The 23,086-nt window shown below is 58.5% G+C and carries 22 protein-coding genes and 1 pseudogene; 12 read left to right on the top strand and 11 right to left on the bottom strand.

The genetic code is table 11. The annotated features are described in order from the left end of the window. The first annotated feature begins 1 nt into the window (after nucleotide 1). Entirely contained in the window at nucleotides 2-859 is an 858-nt protein-coding gene (gene murI, locus RBB77_RS09600; RefSeq protein ID WP_353066850.1) for a glutamate racemase, read from the top strand. A gap of 56 nt (nucleotides 860-915) precedes the next feature. After that, nucleotides 916-1,293, top strand: a complete 378-nt coding sequence (locus tag RBB77_RS09595) for an EVE domain-containing protein (protein ID WP_353066848.1) — start codon at nucleotides 916-918, stop codon at nucleotides 1,291-1,293. Here the strand turns inward: RBB77_RS09595 and RBB77_RS09590 are convergent. After that, nucleotides 1,290-2,606, bottom strand: coding sequence for a Gfo/Idh/MocA family protein (locus RBB77_RS09590; RefSeq protein WP_353066846.1), 1,317 nt, complete (start codon nucleotides 2,604-2,606; stop codon nucleotides 1,290-1,292). The two genes, RBB77_RS09595 and RBB77_RS09590, sit on opposite strands and share 4 nt — an antisense overlap. A gap of 137 nt (nucleotides 2,607-2,743) precedes the next feature. Here RBB77_RS09590 and RBB77_RS09585 point away from each other — a divergent pair, with 137 nt between their 5' ends. Together RBB77_RS09585 and RBB77_RS09580 are read left to right on the top strand one after the other, a co-directional pair. Then, the gene (locus tag RBB77_RS09585) at nucleotides 2,744-3,505 is read left to right on the top strand and encodes an enoyl-ACP reductase FabI (RefSeq protein WP_353066844.1); all 762 of its coding nucleotides are present in this window, start codon (nucleotides 2,744-2,746) and stop codon (nucleotides 3,503-3,505) included. A 165-nt stretch (nucleotides 3,506-3,670) separates the two neighbouring features. After that, nucleotides 3,671-4,180 carry a DinB family protein gene (locus tag RBB77_RS09580; RefSeq protein ID WP_353066842.1) on the top strand — a complete coding sequence of 170 codons (510 nt, stop codon included), beginning with the start codon at nucleotides 3,671-3,673 and terminating at the stop codon, nucleotides 4,178-4,180. A 20-nt stretch (nucleotides 4,181-4,200) separates the two neighbouring features. On the opposite strand, the gene RBB77_RS09575 is transcribed toward RBB77_RS09580, so the two are convergent. Both RBB77_RS09575 and RBB77_RS09570 read right to left on the bottom strand, forming a co-directional pair. Further along, on the bottom strand, nucleotides 4,201-4,692 hold the full coding sequence (locus RBB77_RS09575) for an amidohydrolase family protein (protein ID WP_353066840.1): 492 nt from the start codon (nucleotides 4,690-4,692) through the stop codon (nucleotides 4,201-4,203). 133 nt (nucleotides 4,693-4,825) lie between these two features. Next, nucleotides 4,826-5,263: pseudogene (locus RBB77_RS09570) on the bottom strand (amidohydrolase family protein); the annotation flags it as partial. 353 nt (nucleotides 5,264-5,616) lie between these two features. Here RBB77_RS09570 and RBB77_RS09565 point away from each other — a divergent pair. Then, nucleotides 5,617-7,020 carry an amidohydrolase family protein gene (locus tag RBB77_RS09565; RefSeq protein ID WP_353066838.1) on the top strand — a complete coding sequence of 468 codons (1,404 nt, stop codon included), beginning with the start codon at nucleotides 5,617-5,619 and terminating at the stop codon, nucleotides 7,018-7,020. Between the two features lie 32 nt (nucleotides 7,021-7,052). On the opposite strand, the gene RBB77_RS09560 is transcribed toward RBB77_RS09565, so the two are convergent. Further along, nucleotides 7,053-8,876: an ABC-F family ATP-binding cassette domain-containing protein gene (locus RBB77_RS09560; RefSeq protein ID WP_353066836.1), complete on the bottom strand. Its 1,824-nt coding sequence runs from the start codon at nucleotides 8,874-8,876 to the stop codon at nucleotides 7,053-7,055. 229 nt (nucleotides 8,877-9,105) lie between these two features. Further along, nucleotides 9,106-10,353, bottom strand: a complete 1,248-nt coding sequence (locus RBB77_RS09555) for a hypothetical protein (RefSeq protein WP_353066834.1) — start codon at nucleotides 10,351-10,353, stop codon at nucleotides 9,106-9,108. A 274-nt stretch (nucleotides 10,354-10,627) separates the two neighbouring features. On the opposite strand from RBB77_RS09555, the gene RBB77_RS09550 reads away from it, so the two are divergent. Beyond that, the gene (locus tag RBB77_RS09550) at nucleotides 10,628-11,551 is read left to right on the top strand and encodes an acid phosphatase (RefSeq protein WP_353066832.1); all 924 of its coding nucleotides are present in this window, start codon (nucleotides 10,628-10,630) and stop codon (nucleotides 11,549-11,551) included. Nucleotides 11,552-11,590: 39 nt separating this feature from the next. Here the strand turns inward: RBB77_RS09550 and RBB77_RS09545 are convergent, their stop codons facing one another. Further along, nucleotides 11,591-11,899, bottom strand: coding sequence for a hypothetical protein (locus tag RBB77_RS09545; RefSeq protein ID WP_353066830.1), 309 nt, complete (start codon nucleotides 11,897-11,899; stop codon nucleotides 11,591-11,593). 47 nt (nucleotides 11,900-11,946) lie between these two features. Beyond that, nucleotides 11,947-13,593, bottom strand: coding sequence for a bacillithiol biosynthesis cysteine-adding enzyme BshC (gene bshC / locus RBB77_RS09540; RefSeq protein WP_353066828.1), 1,647 nt, complete (start codon nucleotides 13,591-13,593; stop codon nucleotides 11,947-11,949). 118 nt (nucleotides 13,594-13,711) lie between these two features. On the opposite strand from bshC, the gene RBB77_RS09535 reads away from it, so the two are divergent. From RBB77_RS09535 to RBB77_RS09520, 4 genes are all read left to right on the top strand, one after another. Continuing rightward, on the top strand, nucleotides 13,712-14,365 hold the full coding sequence (locus RBB77_RS09535) for an NUDIX hydrolase (RefSeq protein ID WP_353066826.1): 654 nt from the start codon (nucleotides 13,712-13,714) through the stop codon (nucleotides 14,363-14,365). A gap of 279 nt (nucleotides 14,366-14,644) precedes the next feature. Then, on the top strand, nucleotides 14,645-14,872 hold the full coding sequence (locus RBB77_RS09530) for a cold-shock protein (protein ID WP_353066824.1): 228 nt from the start codon (nucleotides 14,645-14,647) through the stop codon (nucleotides 14,870-14,872). Between the two features lie 139 nt (nucleotides 14,873-15,011). Next, nucleotides 15,012-16,757: a DNA polymerase/3'-5' exonuclease PolX gene (polX, locus tag RBB77_RS09525; RefSeq protein ID WP_353066822.1), complete on the top strand. Its 1,746-nt coding sequence runs from the start codon at nucleotides 15,012-15,014 to the stop codon at nucleotides 16,755-16,757. Between the two features lie 71 nt (nucleotides 16,758-16,828). Continuing rightward, nucleotides 16,829-17,551 carry a hypothetical protein gene (locus RBB77_RS09520; protein WP_353066820.1) on the top strand — a complete coding sequence of 241 codons (723 nt, stop codon included), beginning with the start codon at nucleotides 16,829-16,831 and terminating at the stop codon, nucleotides 17,549-17,551. 67 nt (nucleotides 17,552-17,618) lie between these two features. Here the strand turns inward: RBB77_RS09520 and RBB77_RS09515 are convergent, their stop codons facing one another. After that, nucleotides 17,619-18,215, bottom strand: coding sequence for a hypothetical protein (locus tag RBB77_RS09515; protein WP_353066818.1), 597 nt, complete (start codon nucleotides 18,213-18,215; stop codon nucleotides 17,619-17,621). A gap of 186 nt (nucleotides 18,216-18,401) precedes the next feature. On the opposite strand from RBB77_RS09515, the gene RBB77_RS09510 reads away from it, so the two are divergent. After that, entirely contained in the window at nucleotides 18,402-20,381 is a 1,980-nt protein-coding gene (locus RBB77_RS09510; protein WP_353066816.1) for a winged helix-turn-helix domain-containing tetratricopeptide repeat protein, read from the top strand. 77 nt (nucleotides 20,382-20,458) lie between these two features. Here the strand turns inward: RBB77_RS09510 and RBB77_RS09505 are convergent, their stop codons facing one another. After that, nucleotides 20,459-20,833 carry an RrF2 family transcriptional regulator gene (locus RBB77_RS09505; protein WP_353066814.1) on the bottom strand — a complete coding sequence of 125 codons (375 nt, stop codon included), beginning with the start codon at nucleotides 20,831-20,833 and terminating at the stop codon, nucleotides 20,459-20,461. 90 nt (nucleotides 20,834-20,923) lie between these two features. On the opposite strand from RBB77_RS09505, the gene RBB77_RS09500 reads away from it, so the two are divergent. Further along, the gene (locus RBB77_RS09500; protein WP_353066812.1) at nucleotides 20,924-21,718 is read left to right on the top strand and encodes a TIGR00282 family metallophosphoesterase; all 795 of its coding nucleotides are present in this window, start codon (nucleotides 20,924-20,926) and stop codon (nucleotides 21,716-21,718) included. Between the two features lie 70 nt (nucleotides 21,719-21,788). Here the strand turns inward: RBB77_RS09500 and RBB77_RS09495 are convergent, their stop codons facing one another. Both RBB77_RS09495 and RBB77_RS09490 read right to left on the bottom strand, forming a co-directional pair. Continuing rightward, nucleotides 21,789-22,370: a DinB family protein gene (locus RBB77_RS09495; protein WP_353066811.1), complete on the bottom strand. Its 582-nt coding sequence runs from the start codon at nucleotides 22,368-22,370 to the stop codon at nucleotides 21,789-21,791. A gap of 115 nt (nucleotides 22,371-22,485) precedes the next feature. Then, the gene (locus RBB77_RS09490) at nucleotides 22,486-23,028 is read right to left on the bottom strand and encodes a DinB family protein (protein WP_353066810.1); all 543 of its coding nucleotides are present in this window, start codon (nucleotides 23,026-23,028) and stop codon (nucleotides 22,486-22,488) included. Between the last annotated feature and the right edge of the window lie 58 nt (nucleotides 23,029-23,086).

Below are 23,086 nucleotides of genomic sequence, written 5' to 3'. Positions count from 1 at the left end.
CATGACCGAAAGACCCGCAGCCCAACCAAACACCGCAAAGTCCCTCACCATCGGCGTCTTCGACTCTGGCTTCGGCGGTCTCACCGTCCTCCGGGCTCTTCTCGCCCTCATCCCTGACGCGCATTACATCTTCCTCGGCGACACAGCTCGTCTCCCCTACGGCTCCAAGTCGCGCGAGACCGTCGCGCGTTACGCCGTCTCCAGCGCAAAGTTCCTCCAAGCCCAGGGCGCCGACCTTCTCGTCATCGCCTGCAACACCGCCACCGCACTCGCCCTCCCAGACATTCAGGAAGCCCTCCCGATCCCCGTCATCGGAGTAGTGGAACCCGGCGCCCACGCCGCCCTCACGACTTCAAGCTTTCCCGACGGCCCACACCACGTCCTCGTCCTCGCCACCGCCGCCACGGTCCAATCCCACGCCTACACCCGCGCGCTCAATGCCCTCGGCCTCGAAGCCTGCGAAAAGGCGTGTCCCCTCCTAGTCCCTCTCGTCGAAGAAGGCTGGACCAACCATCCCGTCACCGACGATGTCCTGAAGATCTATCTCACCGAGGCCCTAGCCGCCGCCCCCGCGACCCAAACCCTTCTCCTCGGCTGCACCCACTATCCCCTCATCGAACAGGCCATCCACCGCACCCTCGACGCCATCGGCCACCCGCTCACCATCATCGACTCTGCCGACGCGGCCGCCCGCGCCACCGCCGCCCTCGTAGCCCGGCAATTTCCCAATCGCACCAGCGACGCCAAACCCACTTGCACCTTCTACGCCACCGACTCCATCGAAAAATTTCAGCGACTAGGTTCCAACTTTCTCGGCAAGCCCGTCGCCGAAGTCAATCTCATCGACCTCGGGGGCTAAACTAGATCCGGCCACAAGCAGCTTCTTGTCGACCTCAACGAAAAGAGACAAAACAAATGGCATTCCTGCTAAAGACCGAACCGACCAAATACTCCTTCGACGACCTCGAACGCGACGGCGAGACCACGTGGGACGGTATCTCCAACCCTCAGGCTCTTCTCAACCTCCGCGGCATGAAAAAGGGCGAAAATCTCGTCATTTATCACTCCAACGTTGGCAAAGCGGCCGTGGGCTTGGCGAAAGTAGTCTCCGTCGACGCCACCGATCCCAAAAACCCACAAGTTCGCATCAAGCCGGTCAAGCGGCTCAAAGCCGAGAAGACCCTCGCCGACATGCGCACCGCCGCCGTCTTCAAAGATTCAATCCTGTTTCGCCAGTTCCGCCTCTCCGTCGTCCCTCTCACCGACGCGCAGTACGACTGGCTGACAGCCTAGGCAGTCTTCAGGATCACCTTCTTCTCGAAGTAAGAAGCGTTCGCCATGTGGCAAGCCGCCGCCGCATGATGCCCAAACACCACATCCTCCACCACAGGCTTCCTCGACCTCACCGCATCGAAGAACGTAGCCAGGTGCGGCCTCAGCTCATCCCACGACGGCCCCTTCCACATCATCGTGTCATCCAGCGGATGCTCCGCCAGAAACGCATCGTGCTCTGCATGCCACTGCTTCTCATACTGCGCATGCATCGCAGCCGGAAACCCGTTGATCCCATAAGCCGGCGAGCGATCAACTCCCAGTTCAGGAATCAACGTCACCGTATTGGTGTTCGAAATCTCAATAACACCCTTCGGCCCCATCACCCGAGTGACCTCAGGCGTCTCCGTCCCCAGCGTCAACCGCACCGTCACCGGCACATTGCCATATTCAAACGAGGTCACCATCAGGTCCGGCATATTCCGCCCATCCTTCCAGCGATAGATCCCCCCAATCGAATAAGCTCGATCCGGAATTGCGTTGATGCCAGTTACAAATTGCATCCCCGTCAGCAGATGCACCATCAGATCGCCCGCCATGCCCGTGCCGTACTCATGAAACGCACGCCACCGCGCAAACGCAATCGGGTCGAACGCCTTCTTAGGCGCAGTCCCCTGCCACGTCACCCAGTCCAGCGTCTCCGGCGACAGATCAAGCGGCGGCGGATACACCCACGCACCACCAGGTGAGTTCCTCCCCAACTGCAACTCCACCTGATGCACCTCGCCAATCGCGCCCGAGTCATACAACTCCTTCGCCTTCGCAAACACCTTCGAGCTCACCCGCTGCGAACCAACCTGGACAAAGTTCTTGCTTCCCTTCACCGCCGCAACCATCTCCTCGCCCTCGGGGATCGTGTGCGCCATCGGCTTCTCGCAGTGCACATCCTTCCCCGCGCGAATCGCGTCGACGGTCACCTGCTTATGCCAGTGATCCGGCACCGCAACAATCACCGCCTCAATATCCTTATCCTCCAGAATCTCCTGATAGCGCCGCGTCGTCTTGATATTCGGTCCAGCAATCTCTTTCGCAAGCATATGCCGCCCGTCATACAGATCGCACGCCGCCACACACTGCGCCTGCGGCAGACTCACAGCGTTCCTTAACAACTGGGACCCCTGAATCCCCACCCCGATGCTCGCGAATCTCACCCGGTCCCCACTCGCGACGGGTTGCGCCTGTTCTTCCCCAAGCATCACCGCACCCGGCAACACCGCCGACATCGCCAACCCGCTCCCCGTCTGCAAAAACCGTCTCCGCGAAAACTCCGACATGCTCTTGGTCTCCTTAGCTGCGAATCCAGCATAGATCAAGTCGTATCCTCATGCGTCACCGTGCCGACAGTATTCGCGCCACCGGATACGCTGATATCCTCAATCTTGCGCAATTGAAACAGGAGACATCCAACATCATGATTGACCTCAAAGGCAAAGTAGCCGTCGTCTTCGGCCTCGCCAACAAACGCAGCATCGCCTGGGGCATAGCCCAGAAGCTCTCCGAAGCCGGCGCCACCCTCGCCATCTGCTACCAGAACGAGCGCCTCCAGCGCGAAGCCGAAGAACTCGCCGCCGATTTGCCCAACACCAAAACCTTCCGCTGCGACGTCTCCATCGACGCCGACATCGACAGCGTCTTCGAGCAACTCAAATCCGCCTACGGAAAAATCGACATCCTCGTCCACTCCATCGGCTTCGCTCCCAACATCAAGAACAACGTCCTCAACACCGCCCGTGAAGACTTCCGCATCGCTCACGACATCAGCGTCTACTCCCTCATCGCGCTCGCCCGCGCCGCCGAACCCCTCATGGCCGAAGGCAGCTCCATCCTCACCCTCACCTACTACGGCGCAGAAAAGGTCTTCCCCAACTACAACATCATGGGCGTAGCCAAAGCCGGCCTCGAAGCCGCGGTCCGCTACCTCGCCTCCGACCTCGGCGCGAAGAAGATCCGAGTCAACGCCATCTCCGCAGGTCCCATCAAAACCCTCGCTGCGCGCGGCATCAGCGACTTCACCAGTATCCTTACCGCAGTCGAACAACGCGCCCCACTCCACCGTAACGTAGACCAGCTCGAAGTGGGTAACGCAGCCATGTTCCTCTCAAGCGATCTAGCCAGCGGTATCACCGGCGAAATCACTTTCGTAGACTGCGGCTTCAACGTCACCGGCCTGTAAAGATCAATCGACAGTCTTCCTCCCACTCGAACCTCCGTCATCTCGACCGAAGCAGCGGACAGTCTCATCGTCCGTTGCGCAGTTGAGAGGAGCCACATTTTGCTTAGTCTCATCCATCTGTAGCTTTCCTCGTATATCCTTCTCTCCAACTTTGAAGGAGCACCAATGACCATCTCAGAAATTCTCCTCCAGGACTTCGACACCGAAGTCTCCAACACGCGCCGCACCCTCGAGCGCGTCCCAGAAGGCAAAACCGACTGGAAGTGTCATGACAAATCCATGCCCTTCGGCAGGCTCGCCATGCACTGCGCCACCCTCCTCATGTTCGGCCACTACATCCTCGAAGACGACGGCATGGACATGGCCAACTCAAAACGCCCTCACATGCCTCTCGAGTTCACCACACGCGAAAATGCGCTGAAGCAGCTCGACGAAAGCTCCGCCAAATGCCGCGCATCGCTCGCTGCCGCATCTGACGAACACCTTTCAAAGCCCTGGAAGTTCTCCTACGGCGAAACGATCATCTCGCACGCTCCACGCTCCCAATCCTTCCGCCAGATGTGCTTCGACCACCTCATCCACCACACCGCGCAGCTAGGCGTCTATCTCCGCCTCAACGACATCCCTGTCCCCGCACTCTACGGCCCCTCCGCCGACGAGCAGTGGTCAGCCTGAGCCCACCCTCAGGCTGCACCTCAAGGCCGCTTGTAAACGACCCCATTCTTCATCACAAACACCACCTTCGTCGTCGCCGAGATATTCTCCAACGGATCTCCCGGCACAGCGATCACATCCGCAAAGTATCCAGCCTTCAACTCCCCAATCTGCCCCGACCAACCCAGCAGCCTCGCTCCATTCAGCAGATCCGCCTGCAACGCCGCCGCTGGGTTCATTCCAAACTCCACCATCAACTCCAGCTCACGAGCCTGCGTGCCATGCGGAAACGGCCCCACATCACTTCCCATCGCCACCGGCACCCCAGCCGCAAGCTGCTTCTTAAACTCGGCCGCATGATACACAATCAACTGCCTCTCCCTTGCCTCTGCCGGTTTGCTCGCAGCGTGGTCCGCGAAATATTCGCTGATCGCAAACGTAGGCACAGCATAAATCTGCTTCTCCTTCATAGCCTTCATCGTCGAATCGCTCAACTGATACGCATGATCCACCGAAGCTACCCCAGCAGCCACCGCAAACCCCGTCCCCGGCTCTCCCGTCGCATGCACCGCTACCCCCTCGCCCCGAACCCACTCCACCGCCGGTCCGCTCAGCCTCTTTCACCGCCGCTCGAAGCTCCGCCTCCGTGTACTGATACGGCGTCACAAACGCACCCTCCCGCACCCCATCCTTCCCTGTCTCATACACCTTCGTAAAGTCCGCCCCACCTTTCCTCTGCTCCCGAATCACCTTCACAATTTCCTCGCTCGAATCCGCATAGTCGGCATTCGAGAGCACCTTCTGCGCCGGGTTATACCCGATCGCGTCCTCATGACCGCCCGTCAAATCGATCGCATTGCAACTCATGCGCATTCGCGGCCCCGGAATCAATCCCGAATTGATCGCATTTCGCACTGCAACATCAGCGCATCCCGCGCCCTCAGTCCCCATATCGCGCTCCGCTGTAAAGCCCGCCATCAAATCCGCCTTCGCCGCCCCTGCCGCAATCAACGTCCTCTCCGGAACACTCTCCTGCACCGTCTGCAAATCTTCCGCCCCCGGATGCAGAAACAGATGCACATGCGCATCGATCAACCCAGGCATAAGCGTCGTGTCCCCGAGATCAATCACCTCTGCCCCCGCAGGTCGCTCCACATGCGCCCCAACCGCGACAATTTTCTCTCCCTCCACCAACACCTCACCCGGCGCCACCACTCTGCCAGCCGCCACATCCAGCATTCGCGCCGCATGCAACACCGTCACGTGCTTAGCCGCACCACCCGCATCCTGCGCCGCACAAGCCACTCCCGCCAACCCAACAACCATCCCGCAAAAAAGTTTTTTCATAATCCCAGCAGCATATCGCGAAACCATCGCCTCACACTCCCCAAACAAACAATGCAAGCGCCACTACACTTTCCAATTGACTTGACAATCCATCCACGCTAAACACAACCATGGCCAGGCATCTCTCAATCCTCTTCCGCAGGACGTTCATCCTCCTCGCGATCGCGACTTGTCCATCATTCGCCGCGAATCCCAAGCTCATCATCCGCAACGCGCGCATTATGACGATGGCCGCCAACCAACGCGAGCCCATCAACGGCTATCTAGCCATCGCATCAGACGGCTCAATTCAGGCCGTAGCACCCGGCGAGCCGCCAGCCAGCCTCCACGCCGACAAAATCGTCGACGCCCACGGCGACTTCATGATTCCCGGCTTCATCTCCGCGCACAGCCACCTCTGGCAGGCAGCCTACCGCGGTCTCGCCGCCGACAAAACCCTCCCCGGCTGGATCGACGACCTCTACGGCAAACACGCATCCAAAGCCTCACCCGAAGACATGTATTGGTTCGCTCTCCTCGGCTCACTCGACCATCTTGAACACGGCGTCACCACCGCCTACAACTTCACCTACGGCGGACGAGCCAAAACCGCCGACCTGAATAACCAATTCGAAGAGGCCCAGTTTCGCGGTGCGCAGGAGTCCGGCATCCGTTTCGTTCACAGCTACTCCCCCGACCGAATGTCTCCCAACATCACCATCGAGCAGGCGCGCACGCGCCTCAAGACCTTCCTAGACTGGACTGCCGCTCAACCACCCGACTCACACTTTCTCAGCGTCATGATCGGTGGAATGACTGCCTTCAACAACACCTACCAGCAGGCAGTGATGGAAGCGGCCATGATGAAAGAGTTCCACCTCGGCAATCAGACTCATTACATCGAAGCGCCCGACGACCAGGGCGAGCAACGGTCAAAGTTTCGCTGGATGCAAGAAAGCGGCCTGCTCAACAACCAACTCATCTTCGGTCACTTCATCCACGCAGACGACTTCATCCTCGAGCAAACCGCCAAAGTCGGCGCTTCCATGTCCTGGAACCCACTCTCCAATGGTCGCCTCGCGTCTGGAACGGCAGACATCCCGAAATATCTCAAGATGGGCATCCGCGTTGGCATGGGCGTCGATGGCGAAGCCAGCGCCGATCTCGCCGACCCCTTCGAAAACATGCGCACCGGCCTCTACGCCATCCACGACAAGTACGAAGACGCCACTGTCATGAGCCCCTACCAGGTCCTCTGGCTACACACCATGGGATCCGCCGACGTCCTCAACGTAAAAGACAAATTAGGTTCACTCGAACCCGGCAAGTTCGCCGACTTTCTCCTCATCAACCCAAAGCGTCTCGGCGTCTCACTCGAAGACCCCTACGCGAACCTCGTTCTCATCGCTGCGGAGCGTGACATCGACAGCGTCTACGTCGGCGGCGAAGTGATGGTCGAGCACAATCAGCTTCTCCATCACGACCTCGACAAAGTTCAGTCCGAATCCGACCACCGCGTTCTCGCCCAGCACTAACACTCGCCCAAGGCAATCGCAACGACGAAGACCTACCCAACCTTCTCCGTCAGCTCTGCCCACCGCGCATACAATTCATCCGCCACCGACTGCGCCGCCTCCATCTCCGCCAGCGCAGCAGTCAACCGTGCCGCATCCACCGCAACCGCAGGATCCTCAATCGTCTCCCTGGCCTTCTGCAGCCGATCCTCAGCCGCCTCCACCGCAGCCTCGATCCCCGCATACTCCCGAGCCTCCAGATAGGACAGTTTCTTCTTCCCACCAGACGCTCCATTTGAAGCCGTCGCAGGAACAGCAGGCGAAACCGCAACCCCCGCAGCCCCCGGAGCAATCGCATCCTCCACCTTCACGCCCCTCCACTGCTCCCACTGCGAGTAATCCGCGAACATCTCCGCGCCACCGCGCCCATCCAGCCCCAGCACAATCGTCGACACCCGATCCAACATGTAACGATCGTGGGTCACTAAGACGAGAGCCCCGGTGTACTCGAGCAAACTCTCCTCAAGAATCTCCAGCGTCGCAATATCCAGATCATTCGTGGGCTCATCGAGCAACAACAAATCCGCAGGCTCCAGCATCAGCTTCGCAATCAACACCCGAGCCCGTTCTCCCCCACTCAAACGCTCCACTGGCTGATTCAGCTGCTCACTCGTAAACAAAAACTTCGTAGCATAACTAGCCACATGCACCACCCGGCCCTGGTACACCACAGAGTCCGAATCCGGAGCCAGCGCCCGCCGCAGAGTCACCTCTTCCTCGAGCTCTCGCATCTGGCTGAAGTAGACAATCTTCAACGAAGGAGCTTTCTTGATCGTCCCCTTCGAAGGCTCCAACTCGCCAGTCAACAGCCGCAGCAGCGTAGTCTTCCCGCTCCCATTCGGCCCCACCAACCCCACGCGCATCCCCGAGGTCACCAGAAAATTCAACCCCTCAACAATCTTCCGGTCCCCCAGCACAACCGAAACATCCTCCAGCTCTACCAGCCGCTTCGTCTGCCGATCCGTCGCGGAAAAATCGATCCCCGCGCTCGACGTCTGCACTCGCGAGTTGACCTCTTTCAACTGCCCAATCAAATCCTGCGCATTATCGATCCGCGCCTTTGCTTTCGTACTCCTCGCCTTCGGCCCCCGACGCAGCCAGTCCACCTCGATCTTCACGCGATTCTTCAGCGCATCCTGCAGCTTGCTCTGCGCCTCCATATACGCCTGCTTGCCCTCGATGAACTTCGAGTACGTCCCCTTCACCCGCAGAAGGCCTTCCGCATACACACGGTTCAGTTCCACTATCTCTGTCGCAACATTCTCAAGAAAATAACGATCATGGCTAATAAGCACGCAAGCAAAACTACCCTCATTCAGCAGCTCCTCCAGCCACGCAATCCCGGCTAAATCCAAATGGTTCGTAGGCTCATCGAGCAGTAGCACATCCGGATGCGTCACCACCGCCTCCGCAATCGCCAGCCGCTTTCTCCACCCTCCACTCAGCCTCGCAGCCTCCGCATCAAGACTCGGAAAACCCGTCCGCCCACTCGTTTCTCGCAGCCGTCCCTCATGCTCCCCCTCGGCCACCTTCGCGCGCACCAGCGCGGCCTCCAACACCTCACGTACCGTCACCCCAGGCGCAAACACCGACTCCTGCTGCACATATCCCACCCGCGCCCGCTTCCGCACCGCAACATCCCCGGCATCGGCATCTTCATCGCCTGCAAGCACCTTCAGCAATGTGGACTTCCCCGCGCCATTAGGCCCAATTAGCCCAATACGATCTCCATCACTCACAGTAAAACTGATCTCACGAAACAAAGGCGTCGCGCCAAAGGCCTTAGTCAAACCCTGCGCATTTACGATTGGTGGCATTCCTCCAGTTTACCGTCTAAACCAAACCATTCCTAATCGCGCAAGTAATCCATCAGGATTCACTCACCTCTAAGCGCGCAGAATCAAGCGATCTTATAAATCAGCACTGAACGCAGCAGGGCTATGTAAGATCCGCTGATCAATGCCGGATCACATAGCCTTGGATTTAGCTACTACAGAGCGGAGGCTTTCCACCTCGCTCATTCAGTTCAAATTGCCTCTCGATTTCTCACCATTGGAACCCTCGACGCGCATCTGTGAACACCGAAACACATCCGGGAAGCGTTCCGCAAAGCGGATTCGGATCTTCGATCGGCACAAATATTTGGTTGTTGACAGGGTTTACCGTCACCGAATGAGCGTTGGTTCCCGTAGGAAAGTTTTCGATCCACTCATTCGTCTCGGCGTCGATAACACCCAACACGGGAGACGCTGTAGTTGCGCCCGGGCTCGTGAAATAGTCACGCGCTCCCAGATAGTAATCATGATCGACCGGATCGTACGCGCCGTAGTCTACCCCACCCACTTGCGGGATGTTGGCCAGAATTGCTCCCGTGCGCCCGTTGATAACATAAGTGCGCGGCGCGAAGAGAACCGGGTCAGGCGCCGGGAACCCCGGGTCGCAGGTGACCAGAACATTGTCGCGAGGCCCCTGCGCCATCCCGGATGGCATACAGTTGTCCAACCCCGAAAACACCTGCGTCACGTCTCCCGTTGCAGGATCCATCACCGCGACTGCGCCCGCGGTCAAATTCGATCCAACCTCCGGAATGCTGATAAGAAACTTGTTGGTTCGGGAGTCATATAGAACACTGGCAATGCCCCCCTGCGAGGTGTCAGGTGTGCCGTTAGTCCCATCAAAAACTATTTTCTTCACGATCTTGAATGTCTTGCTACTGATCAACGTGATGAAGGCCGGAGTTGAATCGCCGTTCGTGACGGCAACAACCTGCTCCGCTGGGTCATAGTCCATCTCATCGGCTCGAAACATGCCACCTGTGTGGATTTCGGCGACCTCGGGTGGAGAAGAAACACTTACGCTTAGGTCAAATACTCTTACCGTGCTCGGATAATCTCCAGCAAACAGGTAATGACCAGCGACCACGTTTCCGTCGGGGCCCGAGTGGGGACTGTCAATGCCAACGCCAGCAAATACGGCCGGCGTCTCCCCCAACTTTCTGTCTGTAAGTGCATCGAAGATGGCGACGGCCTTCGACGAGCGGCTCGACACGAATAGCAATTGTGACTTGGTATCGACGCGAGCCTGGTCGAAGCTGACAAAGGGATTCGCCTTGGAAGTTCCAGGAACCCCTATCGCTCCAATCGGAACGACCTGAGAGTGGCGGTCGTGATTCCAATCCGAGTCTGTCTGAAAAGGATGTGAATTGTCATCGACATCCGTTTGACTGAAGGCTGGTTGACACAAAACCCAGCCGGTGGTCGCCATACATACGAGCACGACGAGAAGATTTCTCATAAGTCCTCCTTCAATGCCTATCTAGTTCGGTACAGCCCAATTGCAGACGCTTTGCGAGGCTGGCCGCATATATACTCACGCCAATTCAACGCTGGGTTAACGCAGGCGTGCATTCCTGTTAATCTCCGGCGAAGATCACCAGAGATTCAGCTAGATGAGTCGCATCTCAAGATCAGCCCATCACCCCAAAGAAGTCGCGCATACGAACAAATTGTCGCGGACGGGTTCATAATGTCGAAGTCAAGACATCACGCGCCGCGTGGAGGAATAACCCTTGCAGATCAAAACTTTCGGTATGTTCCTGCTTCCAGTCCTTTGCCTCACGATCGCAACCCAATCCAAGGGACAGAGTGCCTCCCAAGCCCCGGCGTCGGTTCCTGCTTCAGTCGCCACGGCACCTTCAACTCCCTCGCAGACAAAATCCTATGGACTGATCTCGGTGCCGGAGATCATGCCCGGCATCCTTGCCGGATACTTGCCACCGACGACGTTGCCAAATAGTTTGGCTTTAGTTCCCCCCGCGCCCGCGCCCGGCACCGCTGTTTATGCACTGGACGAGGCTGTCAGCAAAGCCAACCTCACGCTGCAAGGCTCTCCACGTTGGCAACAGGCAACGAGCGATGCAGATCTATCGTTCCCTCACGTAGCCGAAACCTTTTCCTGCTCCATGGGTATTCCAATTACCGAGGCCGACACACCGCATCTTTACATTTTGTTGCGGCGATCCTTCACCGACGCTGCTCTCTCCACCTACGCCGCCAAGAATCACTACAACCGAACTCGTCCGTTCATGGAAAACACTCATCCGACCTGCTCTCCACACGACGAAGCGTTCTTGAGGAAAGACGGCTCCTACCCATCGGGACACACCACCATCGGATGGGCCTGGGCTCTCATTCTCACCGAAATTGCTCCGACCCAAACCGATGCAATCCTGGCGCGCGGACGCTCGTTCGGAGACAGTCGCCTAGTCTGCAACGTGCATTGGCAAAGTGACGTCAACGAGGGCAGAATCATGGGCGCAAGCACAGTCGCGAGACTGCACGCAGACCCTGCCTTCCTCGCCGATCTCGACGCCGCCAAAGCAGACTATGAAATTGCCCACGCTAAGGAACTGAAACCTACTCGCGACTGCACCGCCGAAGCCGCTGCTCTCGCAACCCCACTCGCGACGGAAACAACGCCGACCGTACATTGATGCGACACGGCCGCCAGCCACATCGCACTTGGGCAACAACTAATCCAAATCGAAGTCCCGCAGCGGCCGATCCGTCAACGGAGTCTCCTTCGCCTTCTTCACCGCCTCAGCAAACTTCTTCGCCATCACATCATCTTTGTTCTTCTGCGCATCCACACTCTGCTGAAAAATCGAATCTCTCCGCGCATCTGCTTCGCGCAACGCCTTCGCTGCCTCGCCAAAGTCCTCGAACATCTTCTTCTTCGGAGCAGATTTATGCGCAATCACCGACCGCGTCACCGGATCCACCTTCAGCATTCCCCCACAATCCGGACACATTACCTCAAACGGCTGATCGCTCAATCCCATTGCAACACCTCACCCACCCATTCTAAAGCGTGAGGTTCAAACATCCGCTACAACCGCACCACCACATGCCCCGGACATTGATTCCCCGCCACCCCAACCAGTTTCTCCACCAGCCCATCCCCATACCGCGCCACATACCAAACCCCCGCCACCACGCGCTCCTGCGGATGCTCCCCGGGGAATACATTCAACACGATCGCCTCTGCATGCTTCCGCAGACTGGCTTCCTTCTGCAGTTCAAACGTAGCCGCCATCCGCCGCAGCCGACTCATTTGATACCGCATCTTCGAACCCGAAACCTCCGCCGCCCGCCCCAGCGACGCATCCATCCCACCCAGATAATCGGTCAGCGCACTCAACTCCTTCTCCATCGCATTCCCGACAGCCGCCAGCTTGCGCTTCCCTTCAATCGGCATCGCACGAGCCCCCAGCCTCTGCGCCAGCGCCTCCGCCGTCGTCATCGCATCCGGTAGATGCACCTCGTCCTTATCCATCACAGTCGCAATCGCCGGCTCAAGCAACGTCGCACTCAACCTCGGCAGCACCGGCGTAATCCGCCCCAATATCGCCTCATACAAAACCGCACTCTGCGCAAAATAAGCAATCTCAGCCGGCCCACCCACATAAGCCGCGGTCGGCAGCAACGTATCCTGAAACACCGGCCGCAGCAGCGCATTCGGACTCAGTCGCTCCGGCGCCGTCTCCAGAATCGCAATCAGTTCCGCAGTCGAATAGCTCCGCCCTCCAGCCTTCCACATCCCATCCGCCGTCCGCCGCAACGCCTCACGATCCCACACTCCAATCCCTTGCGGATCACTCAAAAGAAACAGCAGTGAAGCTCCCTCATTCACCAGGACCTGAGCGTGATACCCACCAGACTCAAGCTCCTTCGTCCGCTTCAGTAAAGCCTCTTCAAGTTCTGCCGCATGTTCGATCGCATATCGAAGTGTCTCCGCACCGAGAGCGTGAAAACCCCGGCCCGCAGCATCCATCACAATCAATCCCTGCTCTTCAAACAGCCGAGTCATCAGCCGTCCGAAAGCCCTCCCCAAAGTAGGCCCGTGATCACTCCCCGACTGAACCCCATAACACTCGCGAAGCAGATCGCAGACAGGCGCATACCCCAGCAACTCACTCGCCTGCTCCAACAATCCATCGATATGCCCCTCAAGCACCACGCCACCGGCAGGAACGGCATGATGAGGAAACTTCACACCCATCGAGAGCTTCTCCACCGAAGTCTTCGTCAGCAGCGAAACCTGGTCCACCTCTTCCAGATCATGATCCTCCGTCGCCATCCAGAACACCGGCACATGCTCGACGCCCGTAGCCCTGGTCGCCTCTTTCGCGCGCGCCACCGCCGTCGCCGCCTTCAGGATCGTCAACAGCGGCCCCCCAAACAGCATCACCTGCTGCCCCGTCACCACCGCCCTTGCCCCGGCTCTCAGCTTCGCAATATTTGCCTTGACCGCATCCCCCGCACCAAATTCAATCGCCTGCTTCTCCAGCAAATCCGCCAGCGCTCCGGCATCCTTCACCGGCTCGCCGCTTCTGATCCACTTCCCGGCAAATGGCTCAGCCCCAAACCACCGACGCACCGCCGAATCACCCGCGCTCTCCGCCATCGCAAGATAGTCGCTGTAAATACGCGACACATGCGGCAACACCGTGATCGGAAAACACTCAACACTCATGCAGACCTATCCTCAATCTCTTCAACAGCGACCACCCTCAGCCAGATGGCACAATTTTCTGGGCATTCCGTTGGATGCCCGTCACCCAAGTCTAGATGCAGGATGATACTTTAGCCTCATGGCCGCAAAAAGAAAGCAGATCGCCAAACCCAGCGCCCTCCAGACCCAAGCCCCGAAACCACTGACTGCAACCACCATCAAACCGACCTCGAAGTTCGCCAAGCCCAGACTCATCTCCTCGAAACTCTCCTACAAGGGCAAAGTCTTCTCTGTCTTCACCGATAAGCTCGAAGAGCCCGGCGGCTTCGTCAACACTCGCGACGTCATCCGCCACAACGGCTCCGTCGTCATCCTCGCCATCGACGAGTCAAAGAACCCCGCCGACCCCGAGATCATCCTTATCCGTCAGTACCGCCACGCCGCCGGCCAATTTCTCATCGAGCTGCCCGCCGGACGCGTCGACGCCGGCGAAGCCACCCTCGCCGCCGCCAAACGCGAGATGATCGAAGAGACCGGCTACCGCGCCAAACGCTGGACCCTCCTCACCAAGTATTTCGCCAGCCCCGGCTTCCTCGGGGAATGGATGCAGATCTACCTCGCCCGGGACCTCCGCGAAGGTACCGCCACGCCCGAGCCCGACGAAAACATCGAGATCTTCCGCCTCCCCCTCTCCGAAGCCCTCGTCCTCATCGCCGCCAACAAGATCCACGACGGCAAAACCCTCATCGGCCTCATGCTCTACGACTCGGCCCGCCGCGCCGGTCATCTCTAACAACCAGTCGAATCACCCACGCAACGCCTTCAGGACGAAGCAGTTTTAGTCTCATGCAAAAATCTGCTCAAAGCTGTCGCCCGCATGCAATATCGGGCTGCGCCATCCAAAATTCGCAGGAAACCCGTCGCTATCCACAAATAACCAGCCTGCGAGCGCTTCTTCCAGAAAACTCCCGCAACGATGTTTGCGTCACACTGTCCAGTGGCGCAACCGCTGAAACGCTTTCACTTCCCGTTGCACCATCCTAGTGAAGACGCAAGAAAGGGAGTCGCTAAAGTGGCACAATACAAAGGTACGGTTAAGTGGTTCAACAACGCTAAAGGCTACGGTTTCCTGGGCCGCGACGGTGGGGCCGATGTCTTCGTCCATTACAGTTCCATCCAACGCGAAGGCTACAAGAGCCTCAAAGAAGGTGATGAAGTAGAGTTCGACATCATCCAAGGAAGTAAAGGTCCTCAAGCAGATCAGGTTGCTCGTCTCAAAGAAGCAACTCAGGCTCAGTAGGGAGTTACAGATACGATCAGACCTCCTACGGTCGCTTAAGTAGTTTGACGACCAGCCCTGCCCGGCCCTTGTAAACCGTTTTCCCTCACATTTTGTTGCATACTGACTCAGTGGCCGCAGAGGCCTCTGAAGCTTTGCTATGGACAATATCTCGATCGCCCGCCTCCTCGACGAAACCGCCTCCCTCCTTGAAATCGACTCCGCCGACCCTTTCCGTATCCGCTCCTACCGCCGCGCCGCCGAAGCCGTCGAGCAGCAAACCACACAGCTCGCCACCATCGCAGATGACCCAAAGCAGCTCCTGGCCATCGCCGGAATCGGCAAGGGCATGCTGGCAAACATCCAGGCCCTCCTTACCACCGGAACCATGCCACTCCGCGAAGAGCTTCTGCAAAAATACAAGCCCACCATGCTCGAACTCCTTCGCCTCCCCGGCATGGGCCCCAAAACCGTCGCTCTCGTCTGGTCGTCCTGCCAGGTGTGTGACATTGACGGCCTCGAAGCCGCCGCCAAGGCCGGTCACCTCACCAAGCTCCCCCGCATGGGAGAAAAATTCGTCACCAAGCTCCTCAAAGGCATCGAGGACCACCGCAAGAACTCCAGCCGCTTCCGCATCGACAAAGCCCAACAGCACGCCGACACCATCTCCGACCTCATCTGCGCCTTCCCCGGCATCGACGAAATCACCCCCGCCGGCTCCCTCCGCCGCGGCCGAGAGACTGTCGGCGACCTCGACCTCCTCGTCACCGGCCCCGCCTGCGAACCCGACGTCGTCTCTGCAGCCGTCGAGCACGTAGCCGCGCTCCCCCTCATCGACAAGCTCATAGCCAAAGGTCAAAACAAAGTCTCCTTCACCCTCCGCAACAACCTCCAGGTCGACGTCCGCCTCCTCCCCCGCGCCAGCTACGGAGCCGCCCTCCAATACTTCACCGGCAGCAAGATGCACAACGTAGCCCTCCGCCAGCGCGCCATCAAACGCGGCCTCACCCTTAGCGAGTACGCGCTCCTCCGCCTCGAAGACAACGTCATCGTAGCCGCCGCCAGCGAAGCCGAAATATACAACGCCCTCGACCTCGACTACATCCCACCCGAACTTCGCGAAAACGGCGGCGAACTCGAGGCCGCCGCAAACCACACCCTCCCTCAACTCATCACACGAGCCGACATCCGCGGCGACCTCCACATGCACACCGAAGCCACCGACGGCCGCGACACCATCCGTCAGATGGCCGAAGCCGCCCTCGCCCGCGGCCTCTCCTACATCGCCATCACTGACCACAGCAAAAACCTCGCCATGACCAACGGCCTCGACGACACCCGCGCCCTCGCCCACATCAAGCGCATCCGCGAAGTAGACGCTGAAATGGAAGGCAAGATCCGCATCCTCCCCGGCATCGAAGTGGACATCCTTGCCGAAGGCGCTCTCGACCTCGACGACTCCACCCTCGCCCAAATGGACATCGTCGTAGCCAGCGTCCACTCACACTTCAACCAGCCCACCGAAGAGATGACCACCCGCGTCCTCCGCGCCCTCGAGAACCCACACGTCCGCATCCTCGGCCACCCCACCGGCCGCAAAGTTCTGGGACGCGAACCCTACGCCATCAACGTCGACGCCGTCCTCAAACAAGCCGCGAAACTAGGCGTAGCAGTCGAGCACAACGCCAGCCCCGCACGCGCCGACCTCAACGACCTCCACCTCCGCCTCGCCAAACAACACGGCTGCAAGATTGTCATCAACACCGACGCCCACGCCACAGAAGAACTCGACCAGATGCGCTACGGCATCACCCAACTACGCCGCGCCTGGCTCACCCCCGCCGACATCCTCAACACCCAACCCACCGCCGAAACCCTCCTCAAGCAACTTCGGCCGAAGCCCTGAGAACGGAGCCAACCCACTCCCCCGCCGTATCTAACCACGAACCAAAACCTCATCGCGTGAAAGGAAATCCGGTGCGCAAATCACTCTCCTATGCCCTGATCTTTGCAGCCACCTTAACCGCGCACGCCGCCCCCCAGAAATTCCAGTCCGCTCCAAACCCTCAATCTGAATCCATGGACTGTACCGACTCCGACAAACCAATCACCACCCACGACTACACCGCAGCCCCCACCGACATCGTCCAGCCCCACCGCCTCGAACTCACACGCCCCTTCGACGCAAGCGCAAAGTTGAAACTACACGTCTGTCGTGCAAACCTGCGAATAAATATTGAGCCCGACGCCAAACAGATCAAACTCACCATCGTGCTTAACTCCGAATCAGGCAGCTACACCGTCGCCAACTACGTCAGGACCATCCGCGTCCAGCCCGACAAGGGCGTCATCCAACTCAACTTCCCCAAGTCCGCCCAAGCGTCAGTAACCGTCACCATGCCCATGGGACAGAACTCCGACAATGAGATCAACCTTGGCTACGGAGACCTCGACTTCAACGCAGCTGGCAGCGCTGGCCACCGAGAGTTCAACGTAGGCATGGGCCACATGCAGCTCCTCCTCGACAAAGACAAGAGCTACTCCAACTTGAAAGTCAACGTAGGCCTCGGCACGCTCCACGACCACCGCCCCGGCGGCTCCGACGGTCACTTCACCGTCACCAAAGTGTACCCAGGCACCGGCGCAGGCTCACTCGAGATCAACATAGGCATGGGCTCTCTCGACATCCGCAACGACTAAAGCAGCACGCGCCTTCACCCCCACAAAATCGCCAGGAGTGAAGGCGTGCAAGCCATCCGCAAAGCCCTCAGAAGATACTCGTAGCCGGGGTCTCCACCGTCATTCGAGTTCCCGTAATCGTTCCCTGAAAGTGAGCTACCCGATTTCCAGCTTCGGTGTACTGGTCGATCGTGAATGGCCCGCTAAACGAATTCCCCGCACGTTCCAGCGTGATCTGCTCTTGAATTTGCGCAGGCCCGATCAGGTTCAATCCGGTATTGTCATACGCAGCCGCAAAGTGGTTCAGCTTGAAGACATTCAATCCCACCTGCTTCCACACGCCCATGCACATGTCCCCGATGAGCGGCGGCCGGCCACCAGACTGCATGATCTCCGTCCCGTCCCCATGCCAGATCGAATACCCCGCATCGAACTCCGTCCCATCTTTGAACCCAGCCGTATCTTTCAGGAAAAACTTCACGTGCCACATACCCACAATCGGTGAAAAATTATCAAGCACATCATTCGCCAGCAGAAAATGTGCCCCTCCAGGTTGATAGTTATAGCCAGTGTGAGTCGGCGTCGGACGATTGACACCACATATAGCATTCGCGTTAGGAACTAACAAGATGGTCAGTGCAACCGCGCCAACCAGGGCGGACAGCGATCGATAAAGCTTCTTCATTTCATCTCTCCTTTGCCGGCTTGGCCAGCTCGTAGAGAGTTATGCTCCGCGAATCATTCAGGCGCAATACAGAGAAGGTGAAGTCGAGGTGAAGTAGAGGTAAAGCGGCAACTTCATGAAACCAAAAAGGATCTACCTCCCTTCATCCGCCGGAGCTATACTGCCACCACAAAGGAGTACGCTCCTGTGACCGTCTCGGTCTATAAGTTCGGTGACTTCCGACTGGATTGCGACCGCTTCGAGCTGTACCGGGCCGGGCGCAGTCTGAAGCTGGAACGGAAGCCGTTGGAGCTGCTCGTCCTTTTAGCAGCGCGAAACGGCAATCTCGTCACCAGAACCGAGATCGCCGAGCATCTCTGGGGCCGCGAAGTCTTCGTCGACACCGAGCACGGAATCAACACCGCCATCCGCAAAATCCGCGAAGTCCTGAACGACGATCCCGTGCAGTCACGTTTTATCCAGACCGTCACCGGCAAGGGCTACCGGTTCATCGGATCCATCGTCGAGGCCTCCGACGAAGCCGTCACCTCGACCACGCAACACACCGACCAAACCTCGACCACCAGAAATCGAAGAGTGGGTGACATCAACCCGCCTCCGCCGTCAACCGGCGCAGTCGCCATACAAGACCCTCCACTAGGCAATGAAGCCCCCCCGCCTGAAGCGTTAATGTCTCCCAGCAAAGACGACCCGCCACCACCCCGCGGCTCACGTCTTCTCATCTGGCTCTTCGCGTTAACCGGTCTCGCCCTTCTCATCCTCGCGGTTACTCTCGGCACACGCGCCCTGCGAAACCGGAACCACCTAACAGCGCCCAGGATCACCTCCCTCGCAGTCCTCCCTCTCGATAACCTCTCCGGCGACCCCGCCCAGAACTACTTCGCCGACGGCATGACCGACGAGCTCACCACCATGCTCGCCAAAAACTCCACCCTCCGCATCGTCTCCCGAACCTCCGCCATGCAGTACAAGGGAGCCCATCGCCCCCTCCCGGAGATAGCCCGTGAACTCGGCGTCGACGGCATCCTCGAGGGCTCCATCTCCCGCTCCGGCGACAAGGTCCACATGACCATCCAGCTCATCCAGGCCCCAACCGACACGCACCTATGGGCTGAGAGCTACGACCGCAACGCAAACGACATCGTCACGCTCCCTAATGAAGCCGCACAAGCAATCGCAAAACGGCTCGGCGGCGCCACTCCTCAACCCGCTTCCGCTCGATATGTAAATCCTGATGCCCACGACGCTTACCTCCGCGGGCGCTATATCTGGTTTCAGGGCGACAACGAAGCAGCAGGCAAATACTTCCGAAAAGCCATCGAACTGCAACCGGACTACGCACCCGGCTGGGCTGGCCTTGCCACCTACTACGGTCAAGGCGCCTTCTACAACCTCGACCCAAGAGTCGCCATTCCGCAGGCAATCGAAGCAGCCAACAAAGCAGTTGCACTCGATCCCTCGCTTCCCTGGGCGCACCTCGCACTTGGCGCGAACATGTTCTTTAATTGGAATTGGCCGCAGGCAGAGCAGGAGATCGAACGCGCGATTGAACTCAATCCCGACTTTGCCGAGCCCTATCACTTCCGCGCAAAGGTATGGAGTGCACTTGGCCGCCATAGCGAAGCCATCGAATCGGAAAAAAAAGCCATGGAACTGGACCCATTTGAGCGACCCTTCGCTATGGCTCTGGCCCTCGAAGACGCGCGACTGTACGACGCTGCCATCGACGACATTCATTCACGATTGGAAGCAACACCTCAGGATCTAAGCCTTCACTGGATGCTCTGCGACACCTACCGACGGAAAGGTGACCTGAAGAAGGCGGCAGAGGAGTGGGAAAAATCATTGCAGTTGACAGGTAATAAAGAGGAGGCCGAGAACATCCGGCGTACGTATGAGAAGGGCGGCTATCAGGCTCTACTCCTGCAACAGTTGGCCAACTTCAAAAAGCAGTCTGCAACACAATACGTCTCGCCTATGGAGTTTGCCCTTCAATACGCCCAGCTCGGCCGCCGCGATGAGACGCTCGCCTCGTTGGAGGAGGCGCGACAACAACGTGCCCCCTTCCTCCTCTGGATCCAGAACGATCCGGCCTACGACTTCCTCCACTCCGACGAGCGCTATCGCGCCATCATCAAAGCAATCGGCCTCCCGCCAAAATACTGACCGCACCAGCTTCTCCCCCAACGCAGCAAAGCCCCGGTTTTTCACCGAGGCCAACCACAAAACCCAATCTGCAAAATCTATTTCTTCTTCAACCGTTTCACCACACCAGCCAGCGAGTGTTCATTCATCGCCGCCACTGCATCCCCGCGCACCTTCTTGATCCAAGCGCTCACAGCCTTATCCTCAATGCTCAACCAGTCGCCCGCCGACGCCTCAAACACATCGCCGAGCCCGATCTGCTTCGCCGGAACCTTCAGCTTCGCGCCACCATGCGGCCCCTTCTTCTGCTCAATCAGCCCGGCCTTATGCAGCAGCAAAAAAGCCCTCCGCACCATCACGGCGCTCTCCTTCAGCTCCTCCGCAATCGCAGACGAAGTATGCATTGCATCCGGCTCACTCGCCAGCACCGCCAAAATTCGCACGCTCAACTGAAACCGTCCGCTCTGTGCCATGCAAAAAAACTACCACACCCAGCCGAGGATGCAATCACTCTCTCATCCGCACAGCCATTTCTCCACCATCCCAACATGTAAACTTCTTCAGTGAACATCCTTTTTGTCGGCGACGTCTTTGGCTCCGCCGGCCGCCACATCGTCCGCGAACACCTCCCCCACGTCCTCGAAACCAACGCCGTCGATCTCCTCGTCATCAACGGAGAAAACGCCGCCGGCGGCTTCGGCATCACCCCCTCCATCGCAGAAGAGCTCTTCGATCTCGGCGCCCACGTCATCACCACCGGCAACCACATCTGGGACAAGCGCGAGATCTTCGAATACATGACCGTCCCCGCCGACTCCCACGTCCGCGGCCGCCGCGTCCTCCGCCCCGCCAACTACGCCGTCGGCACCCCCGGCTTCGGCGTCTACGAGGGCGAACTCCCCACCGGCCAGACCTACGCCGTCATGAACCTCCAGTGCCGCGTCTTCATGTCCTCCTGCGACGACCCCTTCCGCAAAGCCGACGAGCTCCTCAGCAAGATCACCGCTAAGGTCATCCTCCTCGACCTCCACGGCGAAGCCACCTCCGAAAAAGTAGCCATCGGCTGGTATCTCGACGGCCGCGTCACCGCTCTCCTCGGCACCCACACCCACATCCCCACCGCCGACGAGCGCATCCTCCCCAACGGCACCGCCTACCAAACCGACGTAGGCATGTCCGGTCCCTACGACTCCGTCATCGGCGTAGAAAAAGAGTTAGTCCTAGCCCGCTTCCTCACAGGAATGCCCGGCAAGTTCGAGCCCGCCAAGGGCAACCCCAAAATGTGCGCCGCCCTCATCAACTGCGACGGAGCCACCGGCCGCGCCCATCGCATCCAGCGCATTATGCTAGGCGAATAGCAAGTCGCCCAAAAGAAAGAGCAGCCGGAAAAGGCTGCTCTTTCTAATCATTCCATAAAAAAACAGACCGTTACTTCCTGCTGGCAGGAGGCACAATCCCATTCATCCGCAGATACTCCACCAGTTGCCCATAGTGGTCGGATGCGTGTGCCACCAATCCGCCCGCCAGGCTCGCTCGCGTATTCGTCCCATCCGCACTCTCAAACGCGTTCTGCGGAGTCAGCGTCGCAAACGCCTTATGTGCAAACACGAAGGAAGCTTTCAGCGCCGCAACCGCCGCGTCCTTGTCCTTGATATTCGCCAGCGCCTTCACATCCACATCCGGCTTCATCGCGCCCACTTTGCTGGCATAGTAGTAGTTCGCCGATGCAATATGCAGCACCATCTTGCGAAACGTGCTCACCGTTGCATATTCGCTTCCCTGCCCCGGCACAAAGATCGCAGCACTCGGTGCAAAGTCGTACTTCTCAGCCGGCATCGCCTCGGCCAGCGGCACCATTTCGCCCTCAAAATCACTCAGCATCCCATCGAAGCTCTTCGCCGGCGCAATCATCGTCCCTGGAGCGATCTTCGGCCCCTTCGCATCCTGCGCCTGCATCCCTGTCGCGCAACAACAAGCCAGCGCCAACGCCACAACCATCCGCTTCATCATGTCATCTCTCCAAAAATTTCATAGAATCCCCGCGCCAGAGCGCAGAGCCGCGCTAAGCCTATCAGGTTTCAATCGCACTTATGTCACAAGTAGTTCACACACGCAGCCATTGACTCTACGAAGCAGGAAACGCCGGGTCAGCCTTGATCTCCTCAATCTGAAACGTATGCCGAGTGCTATGTTGTCCCAACACCACCAACCACTGATAACAGTCCAGATCCCCTAACGAAATATGGGGAAAAAAATGATCGCGCAGTTTCGCCTCCGTCTGCGCAACGAATGCAACTGTAACCGCCCTTGTCTTTTGTAACTCAGAAACTAACTCATTCCGATCCGGCCATCTCCCCGTCGGACGAACCCCTTCCCGAGCAATCAGTTTGTTTCTCCGTCCACTCGCGATCCCGAGAACGAACGGCTCCTTCGCACCAACCTCCGCCTTCTTCTCGGGCTCCGCCGCCCCTTCCAGAGTCTTTGCAATCGCCGACCGAATGAATCCTTCAAACACAACCAGGTGCTCGATGTTATCTGCAATCGACCATCGCTCCGGCGTCTCGCGAAAGCTCCACTGCTCCTCGGACAATCCACGCACCAACTCCAGCAGCCTCGCTTCACTCGAGGCTAACTCGTCCATCACCAACCGTCTTTCTTGCTTGTTCATATCGCTATTACTACTCAATAGATCCACTCCATGCAAGGCGCGAGCGCCATCCGCAGCG

Origin of the sequence: Tunturibacter psychrotolerans (assembly GCF_040359615.1) — a bacterium.
GTDB lineage: Bacteria > Acidobacteriota > Terriglobia > Terriglobales > Acidobacteriaceae > Edaphobacter > Edaphobacter psychrotolerans.
Note: the sequence above shows the minus strand (reverse complement) of the source record. Positions and strands in the feature narration are given on the sequence as shown.